This window comes from Pseudomonas sp. PA-6-3C, from assembly GCF_021605825.1.
Taxonomy (GTDB): domain Bacteria; phylum Pseudomonadota; class Gammaproteobacteria; order Pseudomonadales; family Pseudomonadaceae; genus Aquipseudomonas; species Aquipseudomonas edaphica.
In genome coordinates, this window is the sequence record NZ_WKDV01000056.1 from 25311 (window position 1) to 36138 (window position 10828).

At 62.1% G+C, this 10828-nt stretch carries 9 protein-coding genes; 3 read left to right on the forward strand and 6 right to left on the reverse strand.

Annotated elements, in window-relative coordinates:
- Window positions 1–13 precede the first annotated feature (13 nt).
- The 5 genes from iolD to GIW48_RS26890 all read right to left on the reverse strand — a co-directional run bounded on the left by iolD (window position 14) and on the right by GIW48_RS26890 (window position 6750).
- Window positions 14–1945 carry a 3D-(3,5/4)-trihydroxycyclohexane-1,2-dione acylhydrolase (decyclizing) gene (gene iolD / locus GIW48_RS26870; RefSeq protein WP_236461566.1) on the reverse strand — a complete coding sequence of 644 codons (1932 nt, stop codon included), beginning with the start codon at window positions 1943–1945 and terminating at the stop codon, window positions 14–16.
- A 164-nt stretch (window positions 1946–2109) separates the two neighbouring features.
- Window positions 2110–2931 carry a TIM barrel protein gene (locus GIW48_RS26875; RefSeq protein WP_138450970.1) on the reverse strand — a complete coding sequence of 274 codons (822 nt, stop codon included), beginning with the start codon at window positions 2929–2931 and terminating at the stop codon, window positions 2110–2112.
- Window positions 2932–2957: 26 nt separating this feature from the next.
- The gene (gene iolB / locus GIW48_RS26880) at window positions 2958–3746 is read right to left on the reverse strand and encodes a 5-deoxy-glucuronate isomerase (protein WP_099550127.1); all 789 of its coding nucleotides are present in this window, start codon (window positions 3744–3746) and stop codon (window positions 2958–2960) included.
- Window positions 3746–4636, reverse strand: a complete 891-nt coding sequence (gene iolE, locus GIW48_RS26885) for a myo-inosose-2 dehydratase (protein WP_099550128.1) — start codon at window positions 4634–4636, stop codon at window positions 3746–3748. Before iolE ends, iolB begins: the two co-directional genes overlap by 1 nt.
- A 176-nt stretch (window positions 4637–4812) precedes the next feature.
- Entirely contained in the window at window positions 4813–6750 is a 1938-nt protein-coding gene (locus GIW48_RS26890) for a bifunctional 5-dehydro-2-deoxygluconokinase/5-dehydro-2-deoxyphosphogluconate aldolase (RefSeq protein ID WP_236461561.1), read from the reverse strand.
- On the opposite strand from GIW48_RS26890, the gene GIW48_RS26895 reads away from it, so the two are divergent.
- Window positions 6749–6952, forward strand: a complete 204-nt coding sequence (locus GIW48_RS26895; protein WP_147473097.1) for a hypothetical protein — start codon at window positions 6749–6751, stop codon at window positions 6950–6952. The genes GIW48_RS26890 and GIW48_RS26895 overlap by 2 nt on opposite strands.
- A gap of 82 nt (window positions 6953–7034) precedes the next feature.
- Window positions 7035–7943 (forward strand): MurR/RpiR family transcriptional regulator, encoded by a 909-nt coding sequence (locus GIW48_RS26900; RefSeq protein ID WP_017136418.1) that lies wholly within the window; start codon window positions 7035–7037, stop codon window positions 7941–7943.
- A 93-nt stretch (window positions 7944–8036) separates the two neighbouring features.
- Here GIW48_RS26900 and pdxR read toward each other — a convergent pair whose 3' ends face one another.
- Entirely contained in the window at window positions 8037–9458 is a 1422-nt protein-coding gene (gene pdxR, locus GIW48_RS26905) for a MocR-like pyridoxine biosynthesis transcription factor PdxR (protein WP_236461558.1), read from the reverse strand.
- A 94-nt stretch (window positions 9459–9552) separates the two neighbouring features.
- Here pdxR and GIW48_RS26910 point away from each other — a divergent pair, with 94 nt between their 5' ends.
- Window positions 9553–10794, forward strand: a complete 1242-nt coding sequence (locus tag GIW48_RS26910; RefSeq protein ID WP_236461555.1) for a multidrug effflux MFS transporter — start codon at window positions 9553–9555, stop codon at window positions 10792–10794.
- The last annotated feature ends 34 nt before the right edge of the window (window positions 10795–10828 follow it).

Here is a 10828-nt window from a genome sequence, read left to right on the forward strand (position 1 = left end):
ACTCCTCTTGTTATTAGTACTGCCGGGCCTTGGCCAGCTGTTCGTTGAGTTTTTTCGCGGCGGCATTCGTGCGTTCACTGGTGGACACCTGCGCCACGCCCACCCGCCACCACGACAGGTAGCCGTGGACCATGGTTTTGGGCAGTACCTTGATATCAATCAGCGTGGACACCGTTTGCGTGCGCGCATCGGCCAGCGCCGCCTGAAGCTGTTCCACGCTGCTGACCTTGTAGGTCTTGCAGCCATAGGCCGCCGCGCTCATGGCGAAATCCACCGGCACCAGGCCGCCGTCGAGCTTGCCGCTTTCGGGGTTACGAAAGCGGAACTCGGTGCCGAAGCTGTCCATGCCGTTGCCGATTTGCAGGTTGTTGATGCAGCCGAAGGCCATGTTGTCGAGCAACACCACGTTGATCTTGCGCCGCTCCTGGATCGAGGTGGCCAGCTCCGAGTGCAGCATCATGTAAGAGCCATCGCCGACCAGCGCATACACTTCCTTGCTCGGCTCGGCCAGCTTCACACCGAGGGCGGCGTTGATCTCGTAGCCCATGCATGAATAGCCGTATTCGACGTGGTAGGTGTTGACGCCCTTGCTGCGCCAGGCGCGTTGCAAGTCGCCGGGCAGGCTGCCGGCGGCGGCAACGATGATCGCATCGTCCGCCAGGGTGTCGTTCAACACGCCGAGTACACGGCTCTGAGTCAGGCACGACCCGGTCAGCTCGATAAATTCGCGCAATACGGCGCGGTCCAGGTGGTCATCCACCTCCGGCACAAAATCGTCGCCGTGGTATTGCACCTGGTGCACACGATCCACTTCCGCGTCCAACTGCGCCTTGGCATCGCGGACCTGCTCGCCCCAGCCGGCGCGGTAGTCGCCCAAGGCGTCAGCCAACGCCTCAAGGGCCACTTGCGCATCGGCCAGCACTTGCACGCCGTCAAGCTTCAACGCGTCGCACGGGCTGATATTGAGGTTAAGAAACTTCACCTCGGCATGCTTGAACAGCGACTTGGACGAGGTGGTGAAATCGGTATAACGCGTGCCGATGCCGATGATCAGGTCCGCCTCGGGCGCCAACAGGTTCGCCGCCAGACAGCCGGTTTCGCCGATGCCACCGACGTTCAATGAGTGGCTGGACACCACTGCACTCTTGCCCGCCTGGGTTTCGGCGAAGGGAATCTCAAAACGCTCGGCAAACGCTTGCAGGGCCGCATTCGCGCCGGAATACTTCACACCGCCGCCACAGATGATCAGCGGCTTGCGCTTGCCCCGGAAGGCTGCCAGCGCATCGCCGATCATTGCCGCAGTGGCCGGACGCCGCTCAATACGGTGCACGCGTTTTTGCAGGAAATAATCCGGGTAGTCCCAGGCTTCGGCCTGCACATCCTGCGGCAGCGCCAGGGTCACGGCGCCGGTTTCCGCAGGGTCTGTGAGCACGCGCATGGCATGGATCGCCGCCGTCATCAGTTGCTCAGGGCGGTTGATACGGTCCCAGTATTTGCTCACCGAGCGGAAGGCATCGTTGGTGCTGATGCTCAGGTCGTGGAATTGCTCGATCTGTTGCAACACCGGGTCCGGCTGGCGGCTGGCGTACACATCACCGGGCAACAGCAGCAGCGGGATTCGGTTGGCCGTGGCGGTCGCCGCAGCGGTGAGCATATTCGCCGCGCCGGGGCCTACCGAGGCGGTGCACGCATAGATCTTGCGGCGCAGGTGCTGCTTGGCGAAACCGATGGCGGCGTGGGCCATGCCCTGCTCGTTACGACCCTGATGCACCACCAGGTCACCGCTGTCCTGCTCCAGCGCCTGGCCCAGGCCGAGCACATTGCCGTGGCCGAAAATCGTGAACACACCGGCGACAAACTTGCTCTGCACGCCGTCGACTTCGATGTATTGGTTATCCAGGAACTTCACCAGGGCCTGGGCCATGGTCAGTCTTGTTGTGGTCATCACTTGCACCTTGTGTGAATGCAATTGGGTTGATTAACACTGCTTCAATGTGGGAGCTGGCTTGCCTGCGATAGCAATGTGTCAGGCAATGTACCTTTCACTGATAGACCGCCATCGCAGCGGTGCGACGATTCGACAAGCCAGCTCCCACAGGTTAACCGGCGTCAGGTTCGGGGGTTTTGCAGGTGGGCGATACTGGCCCCGATGGCCTGCTGGATATCCGCCAACCCATGCACGCTTTCGGCAAACGGCTCAAACGACAGGTAACCGCCGTACCCGCTGCTGAGCAAGGTGTCGATCTGCGCGGCGTTGCCGAGGATATCGCCCTCGCCCACCAGCACGCGGTGGCCGTCACGAATCGAATTGAGCGGCGCTTCGGCGTCTTCTACCCCGGAGATATGCACCAGGCCGGTCAGTTGCGGGAAGAACTCCTGCTCGCTCGCCAGGTGGTGGTGGAAGGTGTCATGCACCAGGCGGAACACATCCAGGCCGCCGATGGATTGGATTGCATCCACAGCAACGCGTTTGCGGCGCAGGGCACATTCTTCAAAGCCCAGCGGCTCGATAAACCCGAGGATGCCGTACTCGCGCAGGATCGGCGCCAGCTCGCTCAGCGCCGTGCGCAAACCGGCGGCACGCTGGGCCTCGTTGCGGGTGTCGCCGCGCTCATTGAGCGGGCACATCACCAGACCCTGCGCGCCGCACTCACGGGCGTAGGTGGCGAGCTTGATGGCCTGGGTGCGACGCTCGTCATTCCACACATCAAACGGGTACAGCGCATTGATCGACAGCACCGTGATGCCCTGCACTGCGCACAACTCTCGCACGCGGCTGGCCGGGGTGCCGTATTCGATTTCGTGGCCTTTAAGGTCGTTGCGAATCTCGATGGCATCGCACTTGAGGGCCGCGGCCAGCTGGATAAAGTCCGGCAGGGACAGGTTGGGGGCGACCATGCGGTTAAGGGCAAAACGTAGCGGCGACTTCATTGTTGTTGTTCTCCGTCCAAAACCGTTTAAAGGTCCAGCAGCCAGCTGTGCTGCGGGTCGTTATGGAAATGCCAGGCGCGTTTTGGCCCGGCCATCACGTTGAGGTAATACGATTCGTAGCCATACGGCACGCTGACCGGGTGATACCCCTTGGGCACCACCACCAGGTCGCTGTTCTCCACGGCCATGGCCTGGTCGATGCTGCGATCGTCGGTGTACACGCGCTGGAACACAAAGCCTTGCGGCGGGTTGATCTGGTGGTAATAGGTTTCTTCCAGAAAGCTCTGGTGCGGCAGGTCGTCGGTGTCGTGCTTGTGCGGCGGGTAGCTCGACGAGTGCCCGGACGGCGTGCGTACTTCCACCACCAGCAGCGAATGGGCCGGCTCGCTGTCAGGCAGGATGTCGCACACGTAGCGGGTGTTGGCGCCTTTGCCGCGCACGCTGCGCTTGCACTGCTCGGGGCGAATCAGGCGCGGTTCAAAGCCAGGCGCGCCGGGCGCGGCACAGACGGCAATCTGCACGTCGCTCAAGGCGGTAATCTGCGCATCGGTGCCGGGCGGCAGGTACGCGGCGAAGGGGGATTTGTCTTCGAACACCGACTGGCGGTCGCCAAGGTTCTGCCAATTGAAGCCTTCGCCTTCTATATTGACGCGCCCGCTGAGCAGCACCAGGCACAGCTCTTTATCGCCGGCGCTGACCGGCAGGGTTTCGCCCAGGCTCAAGCGATACGCGGCAAAACCCACGTACTCCAGGCGCCCGTCTTCGAGGGCCACCATGGTTTGCCCGCGTTTGCTGCTTTTGACCAACAAGCTCATCACTTAGTCCTCTCGTTGAGCAGCGCACGCAAGGTGTCGTAGCCTTTTTTGGCATAGATATAGCTAGGCGCCACGGCCGGATCCTGCTCGGCTTCGACCACCAGCCAGCCCTTGTAGTGGGCAGCCAGCAGCACATCGAGCAACTCGGCAAAATCGATGTCGCCATCGCCGGGCACGGTGAACGTGCCGTTGACGATGCAGTCAGGGAAGCTCCACATCTGGTTGCGCGCCAGTTGCACCACCGGCTTGCGCACGTCCTTGAAATGCACGTGGCAGACGCGGTCGATGTGTTTGCGCAGGACCTCGAGGGGTTCGCCGCCACCCATGTAGCAATGGCCCGAATCGAACAGCAGGCCGACTTCCGGGCCTGTTCGTTTCATCAGCTGGTCAATGTCTTCAGGGGATTCGACGTAGGCGCCCATATGGTGGTGATACGCCAGGCGCACGCCTTGGGACAGGGTGAAACGCGCCAGCTCAGTGAGCTTGTCGGCGTATTCCTGCCAGGCGTGCTCGCTGTGAAAACGCGGGCGTTCGATCAGGCGCACCTTCGAGCCCTGGATCGAGTCAGCGACTTCGCCGTATACCAGCACGTCAGCGCCATTGAGTTTGAGCAGCTCGACATGGCCGGCGATGGCTTCGATTTCTTCGGCCACCGAACGGCGCGCCAGGCGGCTGGAGTACCAGCCGGAGACCAGCGCCAGGTCATAAGGACGCAGCACATCACCAACGCCTTTGGCGTCCTTGGGGAACTTGCCGTTGAGTTCGAAACCTTCGTAGCCGATCTCCTTGCCTTCGCTGAGCGCGGTGCTCAGCGGCGTTTCACCGCCGAGGGCCGGCAGGTCGTCGTTGCTCCAGGAGATCGGGTTGATGCCAATTCGGATTGCGGGCATGGCTGCACCTTTTATTTTTTTTCAGATAGCACTGTGATCTGCTTTATGTGGGAGCTGGCTTGTGTGGGAGCTGGCTTGCCTGCGATAGCATCACCTCGGTTTCATTGCTAGACCGAGGCGATACCATCGCGGGCAAGCCCGGCTCCCACACAAGCAGCTCCCACATTTCACTGTGTTTAATTTCTGGAGCTGCGCCAGGCGTTAATCAGCTGCTCGAACGTGGCCTGCACTTGCTCAATCAACCCTTCATCATCAATCTCCCCCGCCATCCACGCACGGCTTGGCTCCTGGAAGATTGTGCGGCCCACCGCGAACCCACGGCAGGTGGTGCTTTGGCTGGCTTGCTGAAAGCCATCGGCCAGAAACTGCGCCGAAGCATTCAGGCCCAGCAGCACCACGCCACGGCAGTACGGGTCACGCTCGTGGATCAGTTCGTCGAGCTTTTTCCAGTCTTCAGCCGACTGCGCCTCGATCTTCCACCACGCCGGATATATGCCCAGGTTGTACAGGCGCTTGAGGCTGCGATAGAGCACATCGGGATAGGTCGACGGGTGATCCTTGGGCGGCACGACTTCCAGCAGCAGTTCATGGCCGCTGACCAGGGACGCCTCGTACACCGCCTTGAGTTGCGCCTCCTGCTCCAGGCGCAGCATCGGCTCGTCGTCCGGGTGGAACTGCACCAGGCACTTGATGATTTGCTCCTGGGGCCAGGCAATCAGGTTACTGCCCACCGAGCGGCCGTGTTCAAACGCCAATGGCCGCGAGTTCTGCACCTCCACCGGGCGCGCGATCCACCAGCCACGGCCGCTGGCGGCATTCAGCGCATCCTGGCCGAAGCGCTGGTCGGCCAGCAGGCCCACATCGGCGTCGATGCCCTGCTGCGCCAGCTTGGTTTCCACACGTTCGATGGCCTGGATAAACAGCTGCTTGATGTCACTGATACGGCTCAGGTCCTGGCCGCCTTTTTGCGCCAGGTCCACCAGTTGCCAGCGATGGTCGAAGGCAAACACAAACAGCTGCTTCCAGGTTTTGCGCGGCACCGTGACGCGGTGCAGGCGTTGCAGGGTTACGTCCTGGTCCGGCCGGGTGATGGGCACCGGGCTGTTGAACAGGTAATCCAGTTCGGCGGGCGTGGGCATGGCCGGCGCGCAAGCGTGGCGGGACACGACCAGGCCGCCGCAGGCGTTGGCCAACTGGCTGCAACGCTCATCGCTGGCGTCATTGAGCCAGCCGCTGAGGAAGCCGGACATGAAGGCGTCACCAGCACCCAGTACATTGAGCACTTCAACCCGCACGCCGGGGTAAATCGCGCCGTCTTCCAGGCGCGCCGGGACGGCGCCGTGAATCACCGTGCAACCTTGCGGGCCGAGCTTGACCACCAGGGTCGCCGGGGTTAGTTCACGCACGGTGCGCAGCGCGGTCAGCAGGTCTTCACTGCCACCGGCGATCAAGAACTCTTCTTCCGTGCCGACGATCAGGTCGAAACGCGGCAGGATGCTCTGCACATGCTGGCTGACGTTCTGGTCGGCGACAAACCGCGTTTCGCCATCCGCCTTGCCCGCCAGGCCCCACAGCACCGGGCGATAGTCGATATCCAGCACACGCTTGACGTTGTGCTTGGCGGCGTAATCCAGCGCCTGGATGCTGGCCTTGTACACGCCATCGGTGGAGAAATGTGTGCCGGTGATCAGCAAGGCTTTGCTGGAGGCGATAAAGGCTTCGCTGATGTCTTCGGCGCGCAGTGCCATGTCGGCGCAGTTTTCGCGGTAGAACACCAGCGGGAAGGTTTCGCGATCTTTAAGCCCCAGCAATACCAGGGCCGTGAGGCGCTCCGGGTCGACCTTGATACCGCTCACATCACAGCCTTCACGGGCCAGGGATTCGAGCAGGAAACGGCCCATATGGTCATCGCCCACCCGGCTCAACATCGCCGACTTGAGGCCCAACCGCGCCGTGCCGAAGGCGATGTTGGCGGAGGAACCGCCGAGGTACTTGGCAAAGCTGGACACGTCCTCAAGCCGCGCACCGACTTGCTGTGCATAGAGGTCGACGCCCAGGCGCCCGAGGCAAATCAGATCCAATTGACGCCCACTGGCAAAACGAGTCTGGCCCATGCTGGCTCCTGTTATTTTTATCAGCCTGCGTGGTGCCGCCGTGGTGACGGCACACGCTCTTGGTGCAAGCAGACTAGAACGTCCGGCGGCGGCAATCAATATTTATTCCATAATTATTTTTTGTGGAATATTTTTTCCAATAAGCCAGCATAATGGCATGCCAGCCGCCGTGCATCGTTTCAGCAGCCCACGGGCGCCGTGATGCCGAGGTATTTTTTTGCGCCTACCCTGTAGACTTGCGTCACCCATCAGCGCATCAGACGAACACGCCAGAAGGATTGCCCATGTCCCGCACCGATCCCGAGACCACCCTGGAAGATACGATCGCCAGCCCTCCGATCAATGCCGAACGCCTGTTGCAGCTGATCACGGACGAATACGAAAGCCTGCCGCGCCAGCTCAAACGCATTGCCAGCTACATGAGCCAGCAGAGCGACCGCATCATGGTCGACCGCATCAGCGACATCGCCCGCGAATGCGAAGTACACCCTTCGGCCATCGTGCGGTTTTCCCAGCGCTTCGGTTTCAGTGGGTTCAGCGAGATGCAGGCGCTGTTTCGCGAGGCCTACACCCACAAAACCACGCCGGTGCAAAACTACCAGCAGCGCATCCGCAGCATGATCGCCAACAAGTCGCAGAAGGCCAGCGGCGGCGACCTGGCGCGTGAGTGCGTGAATGCCACCCTCTCCGGCATCGAGCGCCTGGGGCTGGAACTGGATGATGTGGCGTTTGAGAAGGCGGTGGACCTGGTGGTCAACGCCGACAATATCTACGTGGTCGGCGTGCGCCGCTCGTTTGCCGTGGCCGATTACCTGGTCTACAACCTGCAGCACACCAACAAGCGCATCCACCTGATCTCGGGCCTGGGCGGCAGTTATCGCGAACAGATGCGCAGCGTGCGGGCCAACGACCTGGTGATTGCGATCAGCTTTACGCCCTACGGCAAAGAGACCCAGCATTGCCTGCGCATCGCCCAGCATCATCAGGCCAAGACCTTGATCATCACCGACAGCAACCTGTCGCCCCTGGCCAAGCGGGCGAACGCGGTGTTGTTGGTGAATGAGGGTTCGTCGTTTGCCTTCCGCTCCTTGAGCGCCACGTTGTGCCTGTGCCAGGCGTTGTTTATTGCCGTGGCGTATCGGTTGGAATTGAAGGTGGATGAGATTCATGAGCAGGTCGGGTTTGACGACTGACGTGCCGGCAACGCAGGTCTCCTGTGGGAGCTGGCTTGCCTGCGATAGCATCAACTCGGTATGCCTGATACACCGAGTACTGCCAAGCGCCAATTAAACCGCCATTAACAATTTGTTGAGAGCCCGGCCGTGAAAGCGAATCTGCGCCAGGGTCAGCGCGGTGTAGCCGATGATCACCGCAGGCGGCAGGCTGGCCTCGTCACAGAACTTGCCCAAAGGCTGAAAAGTCAGGCCGACGGCGGCAGCGCGGCTACAAAAATCCGCCTCGCAGACGCCTGCCGGCAACCACAGCACAAAATGCAACCCGGCCTGCTGGCCGCTGACCGTGCAGCCGTCCGGCAGGCAGGCGAGCAATGCATCGCGGCGCGCCTGATAAGCCTGGCGTGAAGCGCGCAAATGCCGCACAAACGCCCCACTGCCCAGGAATTCGACCAAGCCCAATTGATCCGTGGCGCCCACCGAATGCCCGGTCCATTGTGAAGTGTGCAATAACGCGGGCCGCAGCGCCCTGGGCACCACCATGAAACCCACACGCAAGCCGGGAAACAGGTTCTTGTTGAAGCTGCCGCAATAGATTACCCGGTCGCCGGAATCGAGGGATTTGAGCGCGGCCAGCGGCGCGCTGTTGTAGTTGTATTCGCTGTCGTAATCGTCTTCGACCACCCAGGCGTCAGCGCGTGCGGCCCAGTCCAGCAATGCCAGGCGGCGCGAGACCGACAAGGTCATGCCCAATGGCGCCTGGTGGGCAGGCGACACGTAAGCCAACCGCGCCGTGGCTGGGAGTTGGTCGGTGTCGAGGCCTTCGGCCGTGACCGGGATCGATTGAACCTGCGCGCCAGCCAGGCTGAACAGGCGCCGCGCAGGCTTATAGCCTGGGTCTTCGACGCATGCCGTGTCGCCGGGTTTGAGCAGCGTGCGCGCGATCAGGTCGAGGGCGTGACGAATGCCCGTGGTGACAATCACCTCATCCGCCTCACAGTGCATGCCGCGGTAACTGCGCAGGTAGTCGGCGATTTGCTCGCGCAACGCCGGTAACCCGGCCGGGTGCGCGGCCTCCAGCGCACCCGGCCCCGCCGACAGCAAGCCACGGGAAATACAGCGTGCCCAGGTTTTCAAGTCGAACAGACTGGCATCCGGGCGCCGGGCCACAAAAGGCACGTGGCTTTGCACGCCGGCGTCGGGCTGATCAGGCACGGCCAGGCGGCGCGGTTTGCTGCTCGGCGCCGGGGCCGCGATAAACTCCTCGGGGATCACTGCACTCACCCGCGTGCCGGAGCCCGCCACGCGCTCGACATACCCCTCGCTGTGCAGGCGCTCGAACGCCGCCTCCAGGGTGCCACGCGACACCAACCAACGCTCGGCCAGGCTGCGGGTCGAGGGCAAGCGGCTGCCCACCGGCAACTGGCGATTGAGGATGGCGGCGCGCAACGCGTCATAGGCGCCCTGCTGCTTGCTGGCGTCCAGCGTATCCGGGCGCGGCAAGTCCAAGATGGCGGCGGTTTTTCCTCGGCGCATAAGTGGTCCAGTGTTTTAAGCCATAAGCGGCTCAAAGAATTAAACCACAAAGTCGTTAGAGTTCAGGCTCTACTCGTTAGCAAAGAAGCTTCCCATGACTCAACGCGCCCTCTCCACCGGGTTCTGGCTGGTCCTGCTGACCGTGCTGATCGCCCTGCCCCGTCTCACCCTCGACCTGCACCTGCCAGCCTTGCCCGCCATGGCCGACTACTTCCACAGCAGCGACAGCCAACTGCAACTGACCCTCACGCTGTACACCCTGGGCTCGGCGATTTCCCTGCTGGTCAGCGGCCCGTTGACCGACCGCTTCGGCCGGCGCCCGGTCTTGCTGGCCGGGCTGCTGCTGTACGTGGTGGCGACGGTGACCTGCGCCCAGGCCGACAACCTCGGCGTGCTGGTGATCGCCCGGCTGTTCCAGGCCCTAGGCGGTTGCTGTACCACGGTGATCGGTCGAGTGATCGTGCGCGATTACTTCGACCGCCACGAACAAGCGCGTCTGCTCGGCCTGATCTCCATGGCCATGGCCATCTCGCCGATGGCCGCGCCAGTGCTTGGCAGCCTGATGCTGCCCTTGATCAACTGGCGTGGCTTGTTTGTGCTGCTGGCCGTGATCGGCGCCGTGCTGTGCCTGGTGGTTTACCGCCGCCTGCCGGAAACCCGCCCGACCGAAGTTGCCGCTGCGCCGCCGAGCAACCTGCTGCGCGTGTATGGCCAACTGCTGCGCGACCGCTATTTCCTGCGGTACGCCTTGGCCATCGGCTGTGTGTACAGCACGTATTTTCCGTTTATCAGCGAGTCGTCTTCGCTGTTGCAGCGCGGCTACCAACTGACGGCTACGGAATACGCGCTGGTATTCGCCGCGACGATCAGCGGCTACATGCTCGGGGCGAACCTGTTTCGCCGTTTGGTATTGCGCTTCGAGCCCGACCGCTTGATCAACGCTGGTATCGGCCTGAATGTGCTGGGCAGCTTTTTGCTGGCGATGGCGACCCTCGCGCTGCCGGGAGAATGGCTGGCGATTGTGCTGCCGATGGTGGTGATCATGGTGTCGGTGGGGATGGTGATTCCGGCCTGCCAGCTGTCGGTGCTGCAGCCCTATGGCGCGATTGCGGGGACGGCGTCGGGGTTGTTCTTTTTTATCCAGATGATCCTGACGGCGGTGAGCAGCTGGGTGACGGGGTTGTTGTCGGATGGCACTTCACTGCCCTTGGTGATCATGACCGCAGCGGCGAGCGCGCTTCTTATCACAAGCTGGCTGACATTACACAAAACCAAATGTGGGAGCGGCGGTGCGACGACTCGACTTGCCCGCGATAGCGGTGTGTCAGTTAGATAAACCATCAACTTACACTCCGTCATCGCGGGCAAGT